The 23,481-nt window shown below is 38.7% G+C and carries 18 protein-coding genes and 1 tRNA gene; 11 read left to right on the plus strand and 8 right to left on the minus strand.

Translation table 11 applies throughout. The annotated features are described in order from the left end of the window. Nucleotides 1–53: 53 nt before the first annotated feature. Entirely contained in the window at nt 54–1,400 is a 1,347-nt protein-coding gene (locus PVK63_RS16490; RefSeq protein WP_274440774.1) for a hypothetical protein, read from the plus strand. A gap of 380 nt (nt 1,401–1,780) precedes the next feature. Here the strand turns inward: PVK63_RS16490 and PVK63_RS16495 are convergent, their stop codons facing one another. Continuing rightward, complete coding sequence (locus PVK63_RS16495) at nt 1,781–3,067, minus strand: tyrosine-type recombinase/integrase (RefSeq protein ID WP_274440775.1); 1,287 nt, start codon at nt 3,065–3,067, stop codon at nt 1,781–1,783. Nucleotides 3,068–3,151: 84 nt separating this feature from the next. Then, nucleotides 3,152–3,242 (minus strand) — tRNA-Ser (locus PVK63_RS16500). A 352-nt stretch (nt 3,243–3,594) separates the two neighbouring features. On the opposite strand from PVK63_RS16500, the gene PVK63_RS16505 reads away from it, so the two are divergent. The 5 genes from PVK63_RS16505 (at nt 3,595) to PVK63_RS16525 (ending at nt 9,476) form a co-directional block, all read left to right on the plus strand. Next, nucleotides 3,595–4,638 carry a porin gene (locus tag PVK63_RS16505; protein ID WP_130086426.1) on the plus strand — a complete coding sequence of 348 codons (1,044 nt, stop codon included), beginning with the start codon at nt 3,595–3,597 and terminating at the stop codon, nt 4,636–4,638. A gap of 173 nt (nt 4,639–4,811) precedes the next feature. Beyond that, complete coding sequence (locus PVK63_RS16510; RefSeq protein WP_130049167.1) at nt 4,812–6,068, plus strand: DEAD/DEAH box helicase; 1,257 nt, start codon at nt 4,812–4,814, stop codon at nt 6,066–6,068. Nucleotides 6,069–6,420: 352 nt separating this feature from the next. After that, nucleotides 6,421–7,287, plus strand: a complete 867-nt coding sequence (locus PVK63_RS16515) for a TonB-dependent receptor (RefSeq protein WP_130086582.1) — start codon at nt 6,421–6,423, stop codon at nt 7,285–7,287. 3 nt (nt 7,288–7,290) lie between these two features. Then, nucleotides 7,291–8,412, plus strand: coding sequence for a BamA/TamA family outer membrane protein (locus tag PVK63_RS16520; protein ID WP_130086425.1), 1,122 nt, complete (start codon nt 7,291–7,293; stop codon nt 8,410–8,412). 11 nt (nt 8,413–8,423) lie between these two features. Beyond that, a complete protein-coding gene (locus tag PVK63_RS16525) occupies nt 8,424–9,476 on the plus strand; it encodes a DUF4056 domain-containing protein (RefSeq protein WP_130086424.1) in 1,053 nt (350 codons plus the stop codon). A gap of 85 nt (nt 9,477–9,561) precedes the next feature. Here the strand turns inward: PVK63_RS16525 and PVK63_RS16530 are convergent, their stop codons facing one another. The 4 genes from PVK63_RS16530 to PVK63_RS16545 form a co-directional block, all read right to left on the minus strand. Next, nucleotides 9,562–11,163 (minus strand): BCCT family transporter, encoded by a 1,602-nt coding sequence (locus PVK63_RS16530; protein WP_130086423.1) that lies wholly within the window; start codon nt 11,161–11,163, stop codon nt 9,562–9,564. A gap of 190 nt (nt 11,164–11,353) precedes the next feature. Beyond that, nucleotides 11,354–12,484: an HlyD family secretion protein gene (locus tag PVK63_RS16535; protein WP_130045443.1), complete on the minus strand. Its 1,131-nt coding sequence runs from the start codon at nt 12,482–12,484 to the stop codon at nt 11,354–11,356. Then, nucleotides 12,484–12,864 carry a DUF3302 domain-containing protein gene (locus PVK63_RS16540; protein ID WP_130049163.1) on the minus strand — a complete coding sequence of 127 codons (381 nt, stop codon included), beginning with the start codon at nt 12,862–12,864 and terminating at the stop codon, nt 12,484–12,486. Before PVK63_RS16540 ends, PVK63_RS16535 begins: the two co-directional genes overlap by 1 nt. A 160-nt stretch (nt 12,865–13,024) precedes the next feature. Continuing rightward, a complete protein-coding gene (locus PVK63_RS16545; protein ID WP_165371163.1) occupies nt 13,025–14,257 on the minus strand; it encodes a GGDEF domain-containing protein in 1,233 nt (410 codons plus the stop codon). A gap of 145 nt (nt 14,258–14,402) precedes the next feature. On the opposite strand from PVK63_RS16545, the gene PVK63_RS16550 reads away from it, so the two are divergent. After that, entirely contained in the window at nt 14,403–14,762 is a 360-nt protein-coding gene (locus PVK63_RS16550) for a late competence development ComFB family protein (RefSeq protein ID WP_130086422.1), read from the plus strand. A gap of 54 nt (nt 14,763–14,816) precedes the next feature. Here PVK63_RS16550 and PVK63_RS16555 read toward each other — a convergent pair whose 3' ends face one another. Then, the gene (locus PVK63_RS16555; RefSeq protein ID WP_274440776.1) at nt 14,817–16,823 is read right to left on the minus strand and encodes an exoribonuclease II; all 2,007 of its coding nucleotides are present in this window, start codon (nt 16,821–16,823) and stop codon (nt 14,817–14,819) included. A 334-nt stretch (nt 16,824–17,157) separates the two neighbouring features. On the opposite strand from PVK63_RS16555, the gene PVK63_RS16560 reads away from it, so the two are divergent. Together PVK63_RS16560 and speG are read left to right on the plus strand one after the other, a co-directional pair. Beyond that, nucleotides 17,158–19,080 carry a DEAD/DEAH box helicase gene (locus tag PVK63_RS16560; RefSeq protein ID WP_274440777.1) on the plus strand — a complete coding sequence of 641 codons (1,923 nt, stop codon included), beginning with the start codon at nt 17,158–17,160 and terminating at the stop codon, nt 19,078–19,080. A gap of 263 nt (nt 19,081–19,343) precedes the next feature. Next, a complete protein-coding gene (speG, locus tag PVK63_RS16565) occupies nt 19,344–19,865 on the plus strand; it encodes a spermidine N1-acetyltransferase (RefSeq protein WP_165367238.1) in 522 nt (173 codons plus the stop codon). Between the two features lie 108 nt (nt 19,866–19,973). On the opposite strand, the gene focA is transcribed toward speG, so the two are convergent. After that, complete coding sequence (gene focA, locus PVK63_RS16570; RefSeq protein WP_130048998.1) at nt 19,974–21,443, minus strand: formate transporter FocA; 1,470 nt, start codon at nt 21,441–21,443, stop codon at nt 19,974–19,976. Between the two features lie 194 nt (nt 21,444–21,637). Here focA and PVK63_RS16575 point away from each other — a divergent pair, with 194 nt between their 5' ends. Both PVK63_RS16575 and PVK63_RS16580 read left to right on the plus strand, forming a co-directional pair. After that, nucleotides 21,638–22,543 (plus strand): LysR substrate-binding domain-containing protein, encoded by a 906-nt coding sequence (locus PVK63_RS16575; RefSeq protein ID WP_130086418.1) that lies wholly within the window; start codon nt 21,638–21,640, stop codon nt 22,541–22,543. A 93-nt stretch (nt 22,544–22,636) separates the two neighbouring features. Then, nucleotides 22,637–23,317, plus strand: a complete 681-nt coding sequence (locus PVK63_RS16580) for a hypothetical protein (protein WP_130049000.1) — start codon at nt 22,637–22,639, stop codon at nt 23,315–23,317. Nucleotides 23,318–23,481: the final 164 nt, after the last annotated feature.

Raw genomic sequence — 23,481 nt, forward strand, 5'->3', positions numbered from 1 at the left:
TATTTCGAGTACATTCCCCTTTTCATTTAGATAATTAAAACGCGAGAATCTGTATGACACGCTCGAAATTAACAGTATGCATGATTTTAGTAGCCGCTTTGTTAACTGGCTGTAATGAATCAAATAAATCTAATAATTCAAATTCTGACACTCATTTTCTTAAAGCTATCGATGGCTATTTAGTTGATGCTGAAGTTTACATTGATCGTAATGGGAACGGCATACCAGAGGATGATGAGAAATTAAAGCAATTAACAAATGAGTCTGGTGTTATTGGCATACCAGTTAAAGATAGAGATTTTGATATTATTGTTGAAGCAATTGTAGGTAAAACACGTGATAGTGACAAAGGCGGTACGATAGATCAAAGCTTTAGGCTTGTAGCTAATGGTAGTGGATCAGTAATTACGCCATTTACTACTATTGCAAAGGCACAAAACAAAACACTTCAAGAATTAGCCACAGAGCTCGGTTATGATGTTGAAGTATTAAGTCAAGATTACATCGCACTAAAGGCCTCTAACCCAGAAGCTAAAAAAGTGCATCTTTTTGCTCGTAGTGTGGTAGGTGAATTAAATAAAGATTTGGGAAGCGATATTTTTGATAAACAAATTAAAACGATTAAGGACGAGATTGATACCTTGGTAAATAAAGATGAAGATCTTGATAGTTTAAATATTTACTTATCTGATACAGGTCTAGCGTCAACAGTGCCAATGCAACCAACACTGAATGAATTTTTAGATAATACTAAATATACATCGATGAGTTTTAATGATTTTTGGAGAACGCGAGATGGTGAGCTAGCAAATTGGCAGTTTGATATCAAGAAAAATACGGTTTCTATTGAGGGTAACTTATTTGAATTAATGTTTGATAAATTTAATCCGAATTCTTTTTTTATGACATTTCCAGATAATGGAGAGGGCTGTGAGGTTGCTTATACCGCAGGAATTTGTCGTTCTGAAATGCAAGATGACTTTATTTTTATAGATAATAAGTTTGCCTTAGCTACATCTATTGATGGTGATCTTCAAATGTACTTGAAACCAAGTTCAACGGAGTTGATTACTAACCTATTGTTAGGGGTTGATAGTTTTCCTTTAACTGGTATGAATATCAAGGAAAATAGTTATCATCATCTTGATGATAAATCAAATAATTGGAACTCAAATCCTGTTCTTAGTGAGATTAGCAAAGGAAGTATTACTGTTTCTAATATTGAAAATGGCTTGATTACTATGAATGATAAGGAATATGTTATTTTACGTGGTAACGGGCAGGTCTATATTATGAAGCGAGTTAGTGATAACCACCCGTCATTGTTATTTCGTAGTAAGGAATTGGCTGATTTTATTCTAGATAAATGGAAAAATCATACGTTAGAGCAACCTCAATAAAGCGACCTGATTTGTTATGATATTTATATTAGGATAAGTGTTTAAAGTTAGGTATGTTTTGTTTGGAACAAACATTACTAATAAATGGATTGTAGTGGCATAGTAAATTATGCTGCCTACTTAGAGTTCTAGGCATAAACTAGTAAGCCTCTTTGCAGAACTTGAATTTAAGCTCAATCTCACACTAACTAATTTTGGGGCAAAAGCGAGTTAGAAAACGCTATCTGCCCACCTTCGTGGGCTGGGAGTCAAGAGGCACTCCTCTTGCCCGCAGATATCGTGCATCTTTTGCGTAGCAAAAGTGTGACGATAGCGCAGCGGGTTGCATTGTCGTCACACTTTCAGTGAACGCCTATTTCGAGGTTGGCCCCAATACTTGTCTATGCACTTAAGGTGATATCTACGTCGTCTAACTGAAATAGATTTACGGCCTCTACAAGCTGCTCTGGCTCCAATCGTTTACCATATCTTCCGTAGGTCATGTTTTGATGCTTATGGCCTACAATTTCAGAAACCACATGCTCTTCGACATTCGCTCGTTTTAACTCATCAATAAAGGTATGGCGGAATGAATAGGCGGTTGCTCGTTGTCCTGCTTTAAATCCCACATCATTAAGAATGTTGCCGAAGGTCTTTCTATAATCCTTTGACCAATCATTATCTGCACCGCGAGGTTTTACATTAAAGAGCTGCGTCTCTTTTGATCGTTGGCGAGCTTTCACGAAGGTCAGAAACCCCATATCTAGCAATGTTTGATGAATGGGCACGGTTCGATTGGATAACTGGTTTTTCAGCTTCTGAGTGTCACCTGAGTCCGAGAACTGAATGCAAGGCAGTTCGCCTTGCTTGATATCCCGAACTTGAAGCTGACAAGCTTCTGACGGCCTGCAGCCTTGATAAAGCATCAATAAGGTTATCCACTTAAAGTCTGTGTTTTGTTTGCGATAAGCGTCGCTTGAGAATAGCTTCTGTAAATCCTCATTTTTCCAACGTTGTCGTTGCTCTTGAGCACTCTTTGCATTTTTAGAGGATGTTTTGACGACAGCAAATGGATTAGCCGTAATAAGCTCATGAGCTAAACACCAATTAAAAAACTGTCTATTTGCCGCAATGTAGTCTTTTAAAGTTTTGCTGCTTAATTTTCGTTTGAGTAATCGGTCTCGATAGTGCATTGCAATACTATTGGTGGGCTTATCTGTATTTAATTCTTTTAGATAGCCTAAAAAATCATTACATCGTTGCTCTAACTGATTAAGGGTGAGTTGTGTGACACCTTCTAATTGCTTAGATTGAATAAATTCAGTGAGCGTATTTGTAGTAATACCAGGTGAGGGGGTAGTGGCGATTTTTATTTTTGGTAAAGGATCTACCACAAGCTTAGGGGCTTTGGTTTGAGTCTCAGGTTGTGCGTTATAAGCGGCTCGTAGAGCGTTAATCGACTCAGCCAGTTCAATTTTAAACTCGACAATCGTTAAAGAGAGCGCAATGGCTTTCTCAAACAACGCATGAAGCAATTGAACTTGCTCAACATTTCGACGATAAGCGGTTTTACGCTCACGAGTAAGTAGGGAGAATTTTAGTTCGTTAGGATAACCACTTTCACGGAGTGAAAGTGGAGTAGCGATACGAGTATAGTAGACGCTATTTGGAAGTCTTAATAAGTACATCTGTGCCACCTTTCTGTGCAAGGCGATTTTCGATAGTACAGATATAAAAAACCGCTGTAAAAACAGCGGTTTAATCTTTTAATTTGGTGGAGGGATAGGGATTTGAACCCTAGAACCGCTATTAACGGTTGCCGGTTTTCAAGACCGGTGCTTTCGACCACTCAGCCATCCCTCCGATGCCGCGTATAATAGGGGGAATGGCTTTTCTTGTAAACCCCTATTTTTATTTAAATAGACTGTTTGGCCTTTTATTGCTCTGATTGGTCCGTTTCTATACATTTTATCCAAAATTAAATTGTTCGATATAGATAAAAAAACATCAATAAAACATTTAGATACATTTGATAAACAAAAAAATATCGTATGCATATCAAGTGCTTTTATATAAAATTTATTTTCTATTTGATCTTTTGTTAACGATTTACTCTACTTGTGTTTTAAAACTGTTTATCTTCATTTCAATTGTTGGTCGTTTGGATCTTTTATGTATAAAAAGCATAAAAGACTACTTTTAAATGGAAATTGAAATGAATAAAAAATTACTTGCTCTGGCTGTTATCGCAGCGTCTTCAAATGCAGTTGCTGTTGAGTTATACAATGAAGATGGCACTACTTTTGATATTGGCGGTCACGTATCGGTTGCTTTAGAAGGTTCTGATGAAGGTGATACTGGTTTAACTGCGGTTTCTCCACGTTTAAACTTTAATGCGACGCATGACTTGGGTAATGGCTTTGTTGCTGATGCAAAAGGTGAGTGGGCACTTAATTACTTAGATGGTGGCGAGAACGCATTTACAACTCGTTTAGGTTACATTGGCGTAACGCACAATGACTTTGGTCGCATGGTTGCTGGTACACAATGGGCACCTTATTACAGTGTTGCAGGTGTTGCTGATATGCCAATCGCCTTTGCCAATGACTTTATCTATGAAGATCACGGTAATTTAGGTACGGGTCGTGCAGAAGAGATGCTGAGCTACGGCAAAATGTTTGAGTTTGGTGATGCGGGTAAGTTAGGCGTTGCTGCGGGCTGGCAAGGAAGTAAGACATACGATCATACAGATGCTGGTGGAAATAAAATTCAGGATGCTAAATATGGAGATCGTGCACAAATCGCATTGAACTACAGTGTTGCTGGCTTCTCTGCAAACTACGCGTATAACACGGGTGATGTAACTTATGGCTCGGTAGGTACTAAATCAGAAACCTCAGAATCTCACGTGATCAGTGGTACTTACGGTAGCTATGGTTCTGGTTTATACGTTGCAGGTGTTTATGCAATGAATGAAAACATGAATAGCGATGTAAATGGTAATCTTATCGAAGACGGCTCAGCATACGAAGCGTTGTTTGCTTATGCATTAGATAACAGTTTAAACCTAAGTGTGAACTATGAATCTGTGGTTGATAATGACGCAAGTAAAACGGTTTATAGCACTTCGGCAATTCAAGCAGAATACAATTTCACTAAGAAGTTCGTTGGCTTTACTGGTTACCAATTTGATTTAGGTAACGACTACAATAATAAAGAAGATAATAAGTGGATGCTAGGTGCACGTTACTACCTATAATCGACATTAGTTATTAATCTTTAACTTTCCTATGATAATCCAGCGTATCGCAAAGTACGCTGGATTTTTTGCATCTAAAGAGATAAGAAAAGTAAAATGACGCTTACTTCTAATAGGGATAATGGCAAGGGTTTGCTACAATCGGCGAAAATTATCGTATTTAAAGGTTCATCATGTCATTTGCGTCATTAGGGTTAACGGAACAGTTACTGAATACCGTTGCAGAATTGGGTTTTAAAGAGGCAACACCAATTCAAGAACAAGCGATTCCTCTCGTATTACAAGGACATGATGTACTTGCCGGAGCGCAAACAGGAACAGGCAAAACCGCCGCTTTTGGTTTACCGCTTATTCAGCGATTAATTGAAAATCCGATTAATCGTACTCAGAACTCAAAAGTGATTGGCAGCTTAATCTTAACGCCAACGCGTGAATTAGCACAGCAAGTATTCGATAGCTTAGTCAGTTATACCAAAGGTACCAATATTAAAGTGGTGGTTGCTTATGGTGGCACAAGCATTAATGTTCAGAAAGACAATTTAGTCGGTGGCGCTGATATTTTAGTCGCAACGCCTGGGCGTCTATTGGATCTTTTGCATATTAATACCATTACCTTAAATCAAGCGGGATATTTAGTCTTAGATGAAGCCGATCGAATGTTAGATATGGGCTTTATTCCTGATATTAAAAAGATCTTACGTAAAATGCCTGCTGAGCATCAAACCTTATTCTTCTCTGCGACATTTAGCAAAAAAGTAAGAGAGATTGCTTACTATATGTTGCATAAACCAAAAGAAGTTCAAGTGACACCGACAAATAGTACTGCTGATACAGTTGAACAGATGGTTTACCCTGTTGATAAACACCGTAAAAGTGAACTACTTGCCTATTTAATTGGTTCTCGTAACTGGCAACAGGTACTTGTGTTTACTAAAACGAAGCAAGGATCGGATGAATTAGTTAAAGAGCTGAAAAAAGACGGCATAAAAGCAGTATCTATTAATGGTGATAAAAGCCAAGGTGCGCGTTTACGTGCGTTAGAAGAGTTTAAAACGGGTAAAGTTAGAGCATTAATTGCTACAGATATTGCTGCTCGTGGTTTGGATATCGAGCAATTAGAATGTGTGATTAACTACGAATTGCCATTTAAAGCGGAAGATTATGTTCACCGTATTGGTCGAACAGGCCGAGCAGGTTGTACTGGTAAAGCCATTTCACTAATGAGCAGTAATGAAGAGTATTTATTACAAGCCATTGAAGCATTACTTGATACTCGTTTACCTCAAGAGTGGTTAAAAGGTTATGAGCCTGATCCAAATGCACCAGTAAAAGAAGAGGGTGCAAGACAAAGTCGTGGTCGCTCAGCAGATAAGAGAAAAATGAAAGCGAAGATGAAAATTCATTCGAATCGCGGTAAGAACAAGCGTTAATAAACCGTTCTTATTAGTCATGAATGATAAATGCCAGCATGAAGATAAATAAGTCTTCACTCTGGCATTTTTATTATACAAAGCCAACAAGCAATAAAAGATAGATGCCTCTTTTATCATATTGTCTGTTACTCCATAGCTTGAATTGTATTATTTCTATTTATAGTTATAAAACTTATCTTAATTTTTGCGATCTTGTCCATAGTTTACTCTGTATTTATCAAATCTTAGACTTGACTTATTCATATGTAAAATAGTGTAAAATTAAGTTGAATGTCTAAGTTTGAGGCGTATCATGCCGAAAAAAGCTGAAGCCACTTTTGGATTCTTTCCCTTCAGTATTGGAGTCTTTATGTCGCAAAGAGCACTTTCTGTACTTTGCTTATTGTTTTTATCTTATTCCTCTTCTTTATTTGCAGAATCTTTTACCTTACCTATTTGGAAAGAAGAAGCGGAAGCGCGAGGATATACGCTTCCTGAAGCATTTGGTCTTAACGTTAGTTACATGAAGCAAACCCAAGATATTTCGGTTGATAGTATTGGGTTTGAGGGCTTAAAGTTAGGGAATTTCCCATTACCTGAATCATGGGTAAAAGTTGATGCTGGAGCTGGAGAACAAATGAGTGAAGTACTGACATTACGTGGTGATGTTTGGTTATTTCCTTTTTTGAATTTATATGCAATTGTTGGACAAATGAAAGGTTATTCAGAAACAACAATTAGTGTAGACGCACCATTTATATCAAAAGATCCAATGCCTTTTCGATTAGACCTTAATGGCACTCTTTATGGCGCAGGCTTTGTTTTGGCTGGTGGTTATAAAGATATTTTCACATTAGTTGATGCAAGTTATACAGAAACTGAGTTGAATGTTATTGATGGCACAATTAGTTCTATAGTCGTGTCACCTCGAATTGGCTATGACTTTACTCGCTCAGGAGCGCCGCTTCGTATATGGGTTGGTGCTATGTATCAAGATGTTGAGCAATCTTTATCTGGAAAACTTTCTGATTTATCTCTTCCACCAAATTTAGAAGGACTTCTTGGACTTGTAAATAAAAATGATGAAGGTCGTTTCAACGTAGAGCAGCGTCTTGTGACTCCGTGGAATACCTTACTTGGTATGCAATATAAACTTGATGATGGTTTATATCTATTGGGTGAAGCAGGTTTAGGTAAGCGCAAAAGCCTTTTCTTAACCGTTGATATGCGATTTTAGATCATGAAGTTATTGAATATATCAACAGCAGTTTTGCTAAGTTGCTGTGCAATATCGATCTCTGCGAAAGAACAACAAAGTTGGGTTGATACCTTCCTTGAAGAGTTAGGTTCATCAGAAGATATTGATGTCAGTAAAGGGATTGACTGGGCTGTGCTTCCGGGACCTTTTGCTAATCCTGAGCAAGGCTTTGGGATCGGAGTTGCTGCTGTAGGTTTGTATTCACCTCTTGAAGATATCGATAGCGCCCCTTTATCTACGGTTAGCATTACAGGGTATGGTTCAACATCTGGGTCTTATGGAATTGGCATTAATAACCGAACGTATTTTGAAAATGATGATTTACGTTTGTTGGTTCAAGCAAAAGCAAGTCATACCCCTGAATACTATTGGGGCGTAGGTAAACAAGCTGCTGAAATAGACAGTAATAAGACTCTTGTTGAAGCTCAAATACTAGGCTTTACGCCAAAAGTAGCTTATCAATTTTTACCAAATACCTATGTACTTTTTGGTGCTGATATGGAGAGCTATCGTAAGCTTTCGTCAGATACTGATACATTAAATCAAAGCGAACTGAAAGATGCATTTTTAAGTGCAGCAACGTTAAGTGTTGAATATGACAGCCGCGATTTTGAACTTAATGCGTATAAAGGAATGCTATTTAGTATTAACTGGAATGCTTATCGTTCTGAATTTGGTTCCGATGTTGATTTTGATGAGATAACTGTGAATTATCGTCAATATTATAAAATGACGTCTGATACCGTTCTTGCTTGGGAAATATACGCGCAAGATATTCAAGGAGATGCCCCTTGGTTTGCGCTATCCGCTCTAGGTAGTGATAAGAGAATGCGAGGGTACTACTCTGGGCAATACAGAGATAATAGTCAGCTCTCTTCCCAACTTGAGGTTCGTCATCAATTTAATCAACGTCATGGAATGGTTGCATGGGTCGGCGGAGGAAATATCGCTGACAGTTATCAGGGGTTACTTGATAGTAAATGGCTTCCTACCTACGGGATAGGTTACCGATTTGCGTTTAAACCAAGGGTTAACGTGAGATTGGATTATGGTCTAGGGAAAAATAGCCAAGCTGTCTACTTTCAAATAAATGAAGCGTTCTAGAAGGATTCAATATGAAAAATAAAATAGCGTCCATTGTTATTAGCAGTCTTTTATATGGTGCGTCTTTTTCTTCGTTTGCAGAAGCACCTGTTGGCGTTAGGCCCTGTTGTGCATTTGGAACCAATTTACAAACTGAAGTGGGGGGGATCCCTGTTCCTTTTGTATCCGTTGAGAATGTATTAAATATTGATGATCTTGGTGATCATATTTATAACGATGGCAGTCAAGGCATTGCAAGCAGCTTGATGGGTTTTGGTGATGAAAGTAATGGCATTTTTTATTCAGAGAAAGGCGGATTTTTAGATTCTGCTCATATTCGGGATACTGCCGATTTTACTTATTATCTCTACGGAGAGTTTTATGCTCATTTAGGTACGGAACACAAGGTTACATTGTCACCTGAGCTAAAAAATCGTGTGGTTCAGTTGCATGCTAGTTCTGACGTTTACACAGAAACTGAACGCCAAAAAATGAGCATTGAATTAGCAGCGCTAACGGCTTATCGATTCGCTCAGTGGCATGAAATAGCTCAATGGTTTGGAATGGAATCGGTAGGTGGCTTTAAAGAATATGCTTCTGCTTTTTCGCCAGAAGATCTGTATTCAAATATGCTTGGTGCATTATTGGCGAGCGACGTTATTACTGCTAAACCTAAACTAAGCAAAGATGATTTTTCTTTAGCGATGACTAAAGCGATTAAAGCAAAGTTTATTGAGCTAGATGTAGGTACAAAAGAAGAGTCCAAAGCACAAATTAAAAAGATGGATGGCAAATGGTGGGACAGCAGTAAGCGTTTACCAAATAAATGGGTAGTGATCCATAGAGAGTACCATTTAGGAACAGAGCTTAAGCCTAATGGAATTGAGAATGGTGTAGAAGAAAGTGTATCAACGAAGCATGAAGCCTTAGTGACTTTTAAGTTAATGCCAAACAAAAATGACATCGCTTTTTCGGCATTGCCTGAATCATTAAAAAGTAAGCCTTATTGGACTCCAGATGATTTCCAACAAATTGCAGATTTTGCGAAAGCTCATGATGATAAAGAGTTAGCATATAAAAAATAAGTAACTAATTTTCAGACAATAAAAAGCCTCGAATAGGAACTTTATAAATAAAGTATTATTCGAGGCTTTTTTAATATTTTACGAATTATGCTTTTGTTTTACCTGTTTTTGGCACAGTACCAAACTTTTCAGTACTGAAGCCTTTAATTAAACTAACGCACATCATTAGTAGAATAAACGTAAACGGTAGAGCGGTAGAAACCGTACCAGCTTGTAGTGCTTGCATTGCTTCTGTACCACCAACCCATAGTAATACTGCAGCAATAGAACCTTGAACGGTTGCCCAGAATATACGCTGAGGAACAGGAGCGTCGACTTTACCACCAGCAGTGATACTGTCGATAACCAATGATCCTGAGTCTGATGACGTTACAAAGAACACCATGATAAGTACGATAGAAATAACAGACAGTGCTGTGCTCATTGGCAGTGCATCATACATGTTAAACAGTGCCATCGTAATGTCTTCTAAGCCATTAGCACCAAGCTCACCAACTTTGTTCTTCACTTGTTCAATCGCAATACCACCAAACGCAGACATCCATAATGCTGTTGCTAATGTTGGAATAATCATTACAGAGATTAAGAACTGACGAACAGTACGACCTTTAGAAACACGAGCAATGAACATACCTACGAATGGTGACCAGGAAATCCACCAAGCCCAGTAGAATACTGTCCAACCGTGCATCCAAGTTTCATCTTCACGGCCGTGTGGGTTACTCAGAGGAATAATATTCTCAATATATCCTGTTACCGTTAATGGTAATGTGCTCATTACATCAGAGAAACCAATGAAAATAATGAAGAACAATAAAGCAACAGCAACTAGCATGTTTACGTTACTTAGTAGTTTTACACCGCCATCGATACCGCGAATAACAGAGATCATTGCAAGCATAGTAACGAAAATGATCACGCCTATTTGCATATTAACGCCACCATCGGTACCAAATACATGATTGATGCCGCCTGCTGCTTGTTGAGCACCAAGACCAAGAGAGGTAGCAAGACCAAATAGCGTAGCAAGTACTGTCATGATATCAATAATATGACCAAACCAACCCCATGTTCTATCACCTAAAATAGGATAGAAAACAGAACGCATAGATAGCGGTAAGCCCTTGTTATAGGTAAAGAAAGCTAATGATAAAGCCACTAAACCGTATATTGCCCAAGGGTGAATACCCCAGTGATACATGGTTCCGCCCAGAGCCAGTTTTTTAGCTTCTTCGGTAAATGGTTCAACATCTAGAGGTGTACCATACCAGTCAGTGAAGTAAGCAAGAGGCTCAGCGACACCATAGAACATTAAACCAATACCCATACCAGCAGCAAACAGCATTGCCATCCATGAGATTGTAGAGTGTTCAGGTTTTGCATTATCGCCACCAATTCGAATTTTACCGAAAGGCGATACGATTAACCCTAAGCAGAAAACAAGGAAAATGTTGCTAGACCACATAAATAAACCATCAAAATTATCGATGATTTGTAACTTTATGCCGTCAAGAAGGGATTTGGCTTCTGCTGGATCCATAATTAGAAGCACAGTAAGAAATAAAATTATAGCACCAGCACTAATACCAAAAACTTGGTTATGTATATCAAAACCCCATTTTTGAATATTGTCTTGTCCAACTTCATAATCAGTACTGTCAATACTGTACTTATCGGTAGTATTCATGTGTCCTCACATAATATTCGTAACAGCTCCCATTGGAGTCTGTCAAACGGCTGCAACATTCTTGTAACAGCTTTTTCGTAACGAATAGTATCAGACTTAAGATTTTAATAAAATATATTTGTATCGAGGTTGATATAAATAAAAGTGCCTTAAAACATAAGCTTAAGGCACTTTTGTTCTATACGATTAATTAATGGTCAAGGTATAGATAGTTTTGCCAAGATTTCATACGGATTAGTACTTTTCTCATGATGGAAACATGCTCAAAGCTATCAGAGTAAACAGATATTTCTGCATTAGAACCTGCTGGAAGATGAAATTCAGACACATCGTCAGTTAATTTTAACTTAACTAAAGCGCGACCATTTGTTCTGATTGCGTTTGTACCTAATAAAGCACCGGAAGCTTGGATTTGACCTTCACCAATGGCTGGAATAACTTCGACCACTTCACCTTGAAATACGCGACCAGGGATTGCTCTAAATAAAAACTCTGCTTTAAATCCTTTTTGTAAACGTTGAAGAGAGTTTTGGCGGAATGCACCAACAAAAAATTCATCTTCTGTGTGGACAAAGGTCATTACAGGTCGCAAAGGAAGAGGGACAGCCATCATACCCGGACGAAGAGCCATTTGAGTCACATAACCATCTGTTGGTGCTCTTACAACGGTTTCATCTAAATTGAATTGCGCTTGTTCTAATTCTGCACGCGTACGAGCAACCGTTGTATTCTCTCCGTTTATCTCAGACTCTAAAGCCAGTTTTGCTTGTTGCTCTTGAGCTTGAACAGATTCTACCGTTGCCTCTGCTGCTTTATAGTTTTGCTTTCTTGTATCAAGTTGTTGAGCAGTAAATGCGCCTTTTTTGTAGCCTTTTTCGTAACGCTTAAATTCACGATACGCTTTGTCTTTTTCAGCGATGGCTTTAATTGTATTGGCTTGCGCTGATTTATAGATAGATTCCAGCTGTAAAGCCGCTTGCTCTGCTTCGTTTAATGCAGCTTGCTTACGGATAACTTCTGCTTGAAATGGGATATCATCGATTTTAAATAATATATCACCGGCAGCAACAGGTTGGTTAGGAACCACATTTACCTCAGTTACCTTACCTTTAACGCTTGGTACGATGGGTGTTGTTACATAAAATTGACTGCCAAATTGCGTGAAAGGGTGGTTGTAGTTCATTAATAAAACCAGCGTACCAACGAGCACAACGCCACCTAGACCCGCAGTAGGAACTGTCCATTTATTTAAAGGGATCTTAAATATTTTGAAGATGGCAATACATAACGCGGTATACGTAAGAATAAGCAATAAATCCATTATACTTGCTCCTCTTTAGATGGTTGACTAGGTGATGATTTTGCTTGATTCACTTCTAGCTGTGATAATTTTTCAGTCAATAGCTCAACTTGGTCATTAAGATGATTAACACGAGTTTGAAGTTCTAATTGGTTATTTTCGATTTTGTGGAAGCCCCAACCACGGTCTTCACGCCATAAGGTTGCCCAAATCCATAAGAATGGCCACAACACATGAAGCGTAAATAAGCTGACCCAGCCTGCAATGTGTATTGCATCTGAATGGGGGTGGTCACGTTTATGGGCGATTTCATACGGAATGTCATGAATGACGATGATCCCATAGAAAATAACCAAGGCAACAAACACCAATAACCCAAGAGCAAAATAATCTAAAAACATAAACGTATCCTTGTTTATAATTAAGTTGTTAACAAATCATATATTTTTTAGTAACTTGAGTGTGACACTGCTAGATTAAATACGCAAGTAGGGATGTTGTTTTGATAGAAAAAAGCCGACATATATCTATGTCGGCTATTTAATAAAGGCTTATGATTTGTTACAGGCTAACGCAGTTACGGCCGCCATCTTTTGCGCGATATAGCGCATTATCTGATGCTTTTATTACTTCTTGAGGCTTACGATATTCTGTATTATCAGCAACACCAATACTAATCGTAACATTCACCACTTTCGTTTTGTTTGCTTTGCCACGTTTTGCTTGCCCTTCTTTTTTATCTTTAGGGCGAGTTGAAGTATCGCGAATGATAAGGTCATAATCAGCAATGTCCTCACGTAATTCTTCAAGGTATTCTAAGCTCTGCTCTGCGGTTTTACCTTTAAATAATACGGTAAATTCTTCCCCGCCATAACGATATACTTTTGCGTTACCACCTGTTTGAGCCATGATACTGGCTACTAATTTGAGAACGTCATCGCCGGTGTCATGCCCATAGGTATCATTAAATTTTTTGAAGTGGTCAACATCAAGCATTGCTATGGTATAGCGACGTCCTAAATGCTTCATTTCTGACTCTAATGCACGACGACCAGGAATGCCGGTTAATTGGTCAATAAAGGCCAGTTCATGGCTTGCAGAGATGATATATAAGAGCAGAAGTAAACCAGCAATAGAAAACATGGTGCTTGAAATAAACTCGACACTGAATAGAGCAAAAGTCAGCGAAGAGTAGAGTAAACAAGTATAAGAGGCTAAATCTGTACTATTATTGCGTGTAAGAACGAAGATAGCAGAAAGCCCACACATGACTAAACTGTAAAGAACAACAATAATTGGAAGAGGAGAAACTTCAGGGATGTTAAGTAAATAGGTCTCCCACATTTCACTCATGTCATTGTCGGCAAAGTGCGCCACAATGATCCAACACCAAAAGAACATAAATAGCAAAATGCCTAAATAACCAGCGCCATATTTTGAGAAAATCCGGCGTTCAGGAAAAATAAACGTCGCCATCATGCATATAGGAAGTAAAAATGCGGTTAGAGTAAATTCAATACGAGTGGTTCCTTGCGATAAAGGAACTTGAAGGCGCTCTTGAATTACCCAGTAGGCAATAGCCATGCTGATGGCGATCATACCGACTCGACCTTGGTTGAAAGGCTGGCTTAAAAGTAGCACAATAAACAACACAATATATGGCAGTATGTATGAAAAACCTTTGTTTTCAGAGGATAGCTGAATAATACCATCCATACCGGTAATCACTGATACAACGATGATTAAGGGTAATAGTAATTTAAATAGCGGATGACTCAGAAGGCTAAAAGACATTGTTTTTTAACTAATCCTAACTAATTCTAAAAAAAGAGAGAGATGTCACTAAATTGATAGGACAGGTATGATTCTACCAATAAGATAACTCTATTCATATACTTACATCGCGACTTAGTGCATTTAATAACAATAAGGCATCTATATGGAATCAAATATTCATAACTATATGGAAATTCTTGTTGGAAAACGCTTTATCGAGCTAGATTTCCATCAGTTATATACCCTTGACCAAATAACAGACATGAAATGTATTGCTTTGAATCAGCTTCCAACACTCTATATTCGTTATAGCTTAGATATGTTAGCGGCAACACCTCAAAAAAAATTAGTACGATATAATGAAATGGTTGCTGCTGCTGTTGAAAATGCAGAAAAGATGGTGGCAAATGATCGTAGAGAGCGTAATACAGACTTTGAAAATATTGTGCTTTATGTCCATAAAGATCGATTTGAATTAGAAGATGAAGAAGAACCGTTTTCTGGTGAGCTTAAATTAGATTAAAATAAATCCCATACAGTAGAACTGATATGGGATTTATTTATCTTTGAACTGAAATTAAGCGTCAGTTGACTCGACAGTGTCTTCCATTTCTAAAGCAGGGAAGGCCTGTAATGGTTTTGCGACCATATTACGAGTATCTTCTTTTACTTCCGCTAAAGTCACCTGAAGTTGATCACCTAGTTTGAAGGTTTCATGTTTATCGATTGAAATAGTGCCTTGGTCGGCATTACATTCGATGCGCTCTTTGTTATCGACAATTAATGAACCAGGGATGAAAGCAGCAGCGCCATTTTCAATTAAGCGTACACGCATACCTGCACGATTAATATCAAAAATCTCAGCAGTAAATTCCGTGCCTTTTTCGACTTCTGAAGCTAACGTTCTACAGTATAGCCAATCACTTACATTTCTTTCTGCCATACGGTGATAACGACGGCTTAATGCCAGCTCTTCACCGACAATATCATCAGGGCGTTGTACTGGTTCTTTGCCTAAGATATGCGCTTTTAACATACGATGGTTGATCATGTCGCTGTATTTACGGATAGGAGAAGTCCATGTCGCGTAAATGTCTAAACCCATTGCGTAATGTGGTAGCGGCTCGTTACCGGTTTCACTGTACGTTTGATATTTGCGAATGCGAGCATCAAGGTATGAGGTTGGTTGATTGCCTAATAAGCGACGTAGTTCACTAAAGCCTTCAAGTGTTGCAATGTGCTCTTCTGTGAATGCTACATCATCTAATTGATTTACAATTTCGATCACGTCTTTCAATTTATCTGATTTAATACCAGCGTGAGAGTTAAATACCCCCATGTTAAACGTATTACGTAATGTCTTACCTGCGCAGATATTTGCTGTTACCATCGCCTCTTCAACAAGCTTATTTGCTGTACGGCGCATATCTGCATGAATAGCAACGACGTCATTTTCTTCGTCTAATTCGAAACGGTAATCAGGGCGATCTGGGAAGATCACGGCATGAGTTTGACGCCACGTTGTACGCGCTTGCGCAAATTCGTGAAGTTCAGTAACTACTTGCGAGATCACTTCAGTTGGTTGCCATTTATCACATGATCCCGTTTCTAAGAAATCAGATACATTGTCATAAGCTAAGCGGGCGTGAGATTTAATCGTTGCAGCAAAGAAGTGGATAGATTCTTCATTAATAGTGCCATCAGCCGCTACTTTTACTGTACAACAAATCGCTGGACGATCTTCGTTTTCGATAAGTGAACATAATTGATCGCTTAAATCACGAGGTAGCATTGGAATGTTGCGACCAGGCAAGTAGATAGTATAACCACGTTTACGCGCCACTTTATCCATGCTGTCATCTGGTGTGATGTAAGCGGTTGGATCAGCGATTGCAATCGTTAGTTCAAAAGAACCGTCAGCTTGCTTTTTAATGTATAGCGCATCGTCCATGTCTTTGGTTGATTCACCATCGATAGTGACGAATGGTGTTTCTGTCATGTCTAAACGAACTAAATCGGCATCGTCTTTGATTTCCCAGTTTTCAATGCCTTCAGGCTCTGAATTTGGCAAGTCATTTTGAGCAAGTGTTACCCACCACGGTGCAATCTTGTCATCGCTATCAGTGATTTTATGCGTAACTTCACATAAGAAGCTTTGATCACCTTTTAATGGGTGCTGTGTTAGCTCGGCAACAACCCAATCACCTTCTTTTAAGGTTTCTGGATTTACGCCTTTACGCGCTTTAGCTTTTATTGCATTTTTTAGGCTAGGATGATCAGGCATTACCTGTAGACGTTTTTTAAACATCTGGATTCGGCCGATAAATCGAGTGATTGATTGCTCAATAAGTTGATCTGGCTCTGCTTGTTCTTTATCGTTTTCAGTACGGATCAAAGCCACTACTTTGTCGCCATGCATTACTTTTTTCATTTGTGCTGGCGGAATAAAGATACTTTTTTTCTTATCGTCGGATTCTAAGAAACCAAAACCACGGTCGGTTGCTTTTACTGTCCCTTCTTTTTTAGGGATGTTTTCTTGTATCTGCTGCTTTAATTGAGCAAGTAGTGGGTTATCTTGAAACATAAGCCTTCATACGTATAATTAAGAGAAATAACGACCTAACTTTACTATTGCCCTGTATTGATTACTACAAAAGTCCGCTTAAATATGTAAAAAAGGGTATTTAGCGTACAAAAAACTATCAAAACTAAGAAAATAGAGCTAAATTTGTGAACTTGCTCAATTTTTTCTGGTAATTCTTGCCGTATTAGGGCATCATCCGCGCCCTGAGTTAATCACTTATCTATTCTTTTGTTGTATTAGGTGATTAACTGTCCTGTCCCGAGTGCTTGTGTGTGTGTATGGAACTTGCTGAGCAAATGGGACCGTTTTTATATGTTTAATTATTGGGATCCCAATGTCAGAAACTATTACTGAATTCCGCCAACTGGCTTTAGACGAAACTATCTTATCTGCACTTGACGAAATGGGCTTTGTTGCTCCAACGCCAATCCAAGCAGAATCAATTCCTCTTTTGTTAGCTGGTCGTGACGCACTTGGTAAAGCACAAACAGGTACTGGTAAAACAGCTGCTTTCTCTTTGCCACTACTAAACAAAATCAACCTTAAGCAACATAACCCACAAGCAATCATCATGGCACCAACGCGTGAGCTTGCTATTCAGGTTGCTGCTGAAGTTAAAAACCTTGGTCGTAACATCAAGGGTCTTAAAGTATTAGAGATCTACGGTGGTGCTTCTATCGTTGATCAAATGCGTGCTCTAAGCCGCGGTGCTCATATCATCGTTGGTACTCCGGGCCGTGTTAAAGATTTACTAAACCGTGACCGTCTAAACCTAGGCGAAGTTCATACGTTCATCCTAGATGAAGCGGATGAAATGCTTAAAATGGGTTTTGTTGATGATGTAACTTGGATTCTTGAAAAAGCACCAGATACAGCTCAACGTATCCTGTTCTCTGCAACTATGCCTCCAATGGTTAAAACAATTGTTGACCGTTACCTACGTGATCCTGCGCGTGTTGATGTTGCTGGTACTAACCATACTGTTGATAAAGTAACGCAAAACTTCTGGATCGTTAAGGGTGTTGAAAAAGACGAAGCAATGTCTCGTCTTCTTGAAACGGAAGAAACTGATGCGTCAATCGTATTCGTTCGTACTCGTCAAGATACAGAGCGTCTAGCTGATTGGTTAAGTGCTCGTGGCTTTAAAGCTGCTGCTCTTCACGGTGATATTCCTCAGTCTCTACGTGAGCGTACTGTTGACCACATCAAAAACGGTGTTATCGATATTCTAGTTGCAACTGACGTTGTTGCACGTGGTCTTGATGTTCCACGTATTACACACGTATTTAACTACGATATCCCATTTGATGTTGAATCTTACATCCACCGTATCGGTCGTACTGGTCGTGCTGGACGTAAAGGTAAAGCGATTCTTTTAGTTCGCACAAACCAAATTCGTATGCTACGTACGATTGAGCGTGTAACTAAATCTACAATGGTAGAGATTGAACTTCCACATCGTGATCAAGTTGCAGAAGCTCGTCTAGCGGTTCTTGGTGCTGAATTAGCAGCAGAAAAAGAATTCGTTGCACTAGAAGCGTTCTCTGACTTAATAACTAAATTACAAGAAACATTAGAAGTTGACGCAGCGACAATCGCAGCAATGCTTCTTAAGCGTCAGCAAGGTAAGCGTCCTTTATTCTACAAAGGTCCAGATCCAATGATCGCTGCAATGGAGCGTGCGAAAAACCGTCGTCCTGAGCGTGGTGACCGTCCTGAGCGTGGTGGCCGTGGTGATCGTCCTGAGCGCGGTGAGCGTCGTCAATACAATAACGATGACTTCGATACGTACCAACTAGAAGTAGGTCGTGAGCAAGGCGTTCAAGTTAAAGACATCGTTGGTGCTCTAGCTAACGAATTAGGCTTTACTAAAGGCGCTATCGGTGCAATTAAACTTGCTCCGGGTCACACTTACGTACAGTTACCTAAGAAAATGTCTGCAGATGTTGCAAGCAAACTTAAGCAACTACGTATTCGTCAAAATGAAGTGAAAGCGGTTGTTGTTGAAGGTGTAGACCTAACAATTGATCGTCGTCCTCGTACTGGCGGTGGCCGTGATGAGAACCGTGGTGGCAACAGCAACGGCAACAGCCGTGGTGGTTACCGTGGTAATCGTGAAGGTGGTAACCGTGAAGGTGGCCGTGGTGGCGAACGTCGTTTTGACCGCAACAAAGGTGGCGATCACCGTGGCAGTCACCGTGGCGAAAGAGCTCCAGGTGCAAGCCGTGCTCCACGTAAACCTCGCAACGAAGATTAATCAATAATTTATTGATAATAAAAACCGAGCTCAAGTAGCTCGGTTTTTTTATGTCTATTATTTTAGTGGGTATAATATCAATCATAGTAAGTCACTGTTGATCCTAGCTGGTTAAATACTTATGTAGAATGGTATAACCTAAATATAAATAACAGCGATTTAAAATAGTTGTTCTCGTTTTTATAAAAGAGTGGTATTTTTCGAAATTAGTAACGCTTAATAAGGTTACTGGACGTGACTAATTTTTGTTAATGGAAAACAAAATGGATAATCAAATTCGATTACGCGCTTTAGAGCAAACGGATCTTCGCTTCATTCATCAATTAAATAATAACCGTTCTATTATGTCTTACTGGTTTGAAGAACCGTACGAGTCGTACTATGAACTAGAAGATTTGTTTCGAAAGCATATTCATGACAGTAATGAACGCCGCTTCATTGCTGAAAACGAAGAGCAGCAATCTATAGGGTTAGTTGAACTAGTTGAAATAAACTCTATTCACCGTAATGCTGAATTTCAAATCATTATTGCACCAGACTTTCAAGGTTGTGGTTATGCAAGAAGTTTAATTAATAAAGCATTAAACTATGCATTTACCATTTTAAACCTGCATAAAGTTTATCTTCATGTTGCGGTTAATAATGATAAAGCAATTTACTTGTATGAGGCGTGCGGCTTTGTAGAGGAAGGACACTTAATCAAAGAAATTTTTGTAAATGGTCAATACTGCGATGTTAAACGAATGTACCTTTTGCAAGATGATTATCTAAGCCAAAAAAAATAACGCTAAATTTATGAGAGTGCGCATTGCTGCTTTTTCTTATACAAAAGGGAGCTGGTAATCAGCTCCCTTTTTTTAGCCATAAAGCGTTGTTATATTTTTATTGTGTTTCTAAGCAACAACGGCTTCAATTTCTTCTTCATGAGATTTTACTACTTCCATTCGTTCACCGTAGATTGAACGTAATTGAGCAATAACATGACCACGAGTGACAATACCAACGAATTTATTATCGTCAATAACAGGCAAGATACGAGGTTTAGCGATGCGCATATCACGAGCACGGTCATTAACTGATAGAGTGCTGTAGCTTGTTACATAGCCCATATCTGTTGTTGGGTATAATGTTGCTTTATCAATTGCGTAAAATTCAGCTAATTGAAGTAGAGTATCTTTAGGTGAAATACTAGTGATATCCGTCTTCATTAAATCAGCAACAGTGCGCCCTTGTTCTGGTAAGTAATCTTCACACCATAATTCTACTAATACATCGTGTTCAGAAAAGAAACCAACAACTTCATTATGACTGTTAATAACGATTGCACCAGAAAGATGACGATCTAATAGGTTGTCTAATGCAATTTCAACAGGCATTTCAGGGCGAAGTACGTAAGCGTTAATATCCATAAATTGATTTACTGTTTTGTTCGCGTTCATATTAGTGATTTCCTTTGTGTCTGAATCGGTAAAAAGTGGAGTAATTTGTGAATCAGGTACAGCATTAAGTTGTGGACGACTAAAAATGGCCCAATAACCTAGGCCAACTAAGCCAGCACCGCCGACAATATTTCCAAGAGTTACCGGAATTAAATTGGCAGTAATAAAGTTAATAATATTTAAATCAGCGTATTGCTCAGGTGACGCACCAACGGACAACCAAAACTCAGGTGGAGCTAATTGTTGAATCGCAATACCTAATGGAACCATGAACATATTGGCAACACAGTGCTCAAAACCACTACTAACAAACATCGCAACAGGCAAAATAACCATGACAGCTTTAGTTAACATGTTCGTTGAGCAAAACGTCATCCAAACGGCTAAACAGACCAACAAATTACATAAAATACCTAAAGCAAAAGCTTCTAATGGTTGGTGATGTAACTTATGTTGAGCAATGTTTAGGGCGTTCAACCCCCATTGACCACCATCGTTTTGATACATTCCCGCAGAAACAACTAAAGCAAGCAGTAAGGTTGCACCGATAAAATTACCGATGTAAACCTTTCCCCATATTCCTAGCATTTTTCCAAAGCTAATTTGTTTGTTTGCAACCGCAATGGCTGAAAGTACAGAGCTGGTAAAAAGCTCTCCGCCACCAATGACAACCAGTATTAATCCCAAGCTAAATGCTAAACCGCCAGCAAATCGACTAATTCCCCAGCCCGTTTGTGAGTTCCCTGTTGTGACTGTGATATAGAAAATGAAAGCAATACCGATAAATACACCAGCCATAATTGCTAAGCCAATCACCATGCTGGTTGGCTTCTTTGATTTAGCAAGGGCGTAATAAGCCGCTTGGTCCATCATTTCACTGGGATTAAATTGTCCAGAAGTATTTGGACTGAGGTTAGTGCTCATTTGTCCTCCTTAAGTTATTGTGATTATTAATAAGCTCAAACGTTGTGTTCGTTCCTGTTCTGCTTGAGCCCATTTAGATTATGAGTAAATGCACGGAAGGTAAAATTGATTGTTTTTAAGTTCTATATCAGTTTTCTTGATGGGGATGAAGTGGTATGATTGTTTTAAAATAAATTCTTATAAAAGAGATAGTTATGCGTTACTCATTAAAGCAGTTGGCCGTTTTTGATGCGGTAGCAACAACAGGAAGTGTTAGCCAGGCTGCTGAAATGTTGTCGTTAACTCAATCGGCAACCAGTATGTCCTTGTCGCAATTAGAAAAAATGCTAGGTCGCTCGTTATTTGAACGTAACGGTAAGCGAATGGCGTTAACCCATTGGGGTGTATGGCTTCGACCTAAAGCGAAAAAACTGATCCATGACGCACAACAGATAGAATTAGGCTTTTATGATCAGCATTTAATCAGTGGTGAACTGTCTCTAGGGGCGAGTCAAACGGCAGCGGAACATTTGGTTCCAAACCTTATCAGTAATATTGATAATGATTTCCCAGAAATACGTATCTCTTTAGGGGTAAAAAATACCTCAGGGATCATTAATGGCGTGTTAGATTACAAATATGAACTGGGTATTATAGAAGGCCGCTGTGATGATAATCGAATTCATCAGGAAGTATTCTGTAAAGACCATTTGATTATTGTTGCTGCGGCACATCATCCTTTTGCAAAGCACGAAACCGTGAGTCTAGCCCAGTTAGAGCAAGCGAAATGGGTATTACGTGAGCATGGTGCAGGGACACGAACTATTTTTGACAGTGCCATCCACGATAAAATTCCTGACTTAGATGTTTGGCGTGAGTATGAACATGTACCTGTATTACGAACATTAGTTGCAAATGGTCAATATTTGAGCTGTTTACCTTATTTAGATGTTGTTAAGTATATTGAGCGTGGTGAGCTGGTAGCCTTGAATGTACCTGAATTAAACATGGAGCGTACACTCTCATTTATTTGGCGTGCTAGTATGGATCAGAACCCTATTAGTAGCTGTATTCGCCGTGAAGGGATCCGAATGATTAAAGACCACCATATAATTCGATAGGTATCTAATAAATCAACTTCTTACTTTGTCTGTTATTTGCTATTCTCATGTAGATAACCATGATTTATTACACACATTTAGGGATAAAAAGAGATGCCAGCTTTATCAGTTTTATTGATGGACAGCTTCAATTACTTCAAAAAGCATTTTATTGCTTTCTGTATTCTTGTTCTACCATTTGCACTCATTACAAATGGGATCGCATTGAGTTTTAACGAAGAAGATGGTTCAGGCCAATTTTTACTTTATATGCTGTTTATTCTGACGATCTATCCTTTCTATAAAGGGGCGATACTTTACTATATCGCTTACTCTTTTGATGGTCGTCGTGTCCCATTTAGTCAGTTGTATCAGATCCCTGCCAAAACGTGGTTTTCGTTTGTATTGATGAATATCATTTTAGGGCTTGCTATTTTAACTGGTTTTATTGCGCTTATTTTACCTGGTCTTTACTTAATGGCTCGTTTCTCGTTTACAGAAATTTATTGTGTGCTGTATAAAGAGAAAACAATGGATGCGATTAAACTAGGTTGGCATGATACAAAAGACAATTATTGGATCCTCTTTAAAGGCTTGGTAATTATTTTTGGTTTTACAACGGGTTTAATGTGGACGCTAGAATATGGCTTAGGCCTATTAGGTTTACAGTCACCAGTGCTGTCGTTCGTGTTTTCGATAGCAGAAGTTGTGTTGTCTATGATGAATACTATCTTCATTTTTAGAGTATTCACGGTAAATACAAACAGATTGGAAGAGATTCAACAAATTAATTAGAAGTGCATTTTAATTTTTATAACTCATTGAATTTAAATAATAAGCAGCCACTAGATAAAGTGGCTGCTTTTTTTTGTCTTTTTATAAATGAGACAGCTGTTGCAAAAATGTTATTGTTGGGTTTATTAATAAGTTTAAACCATTAGATTATGTGGACTATAAAA

The organism is Aliivibrio sp. S2TY2, assembly GCF_028765525.1.
GTDB lineage: Bacteria > Pseudomonadota > Gammaproteobacteria > Enterobacterales > Vibrionaceae > Aliivibrio > Aliivibrio finisterrensis_A.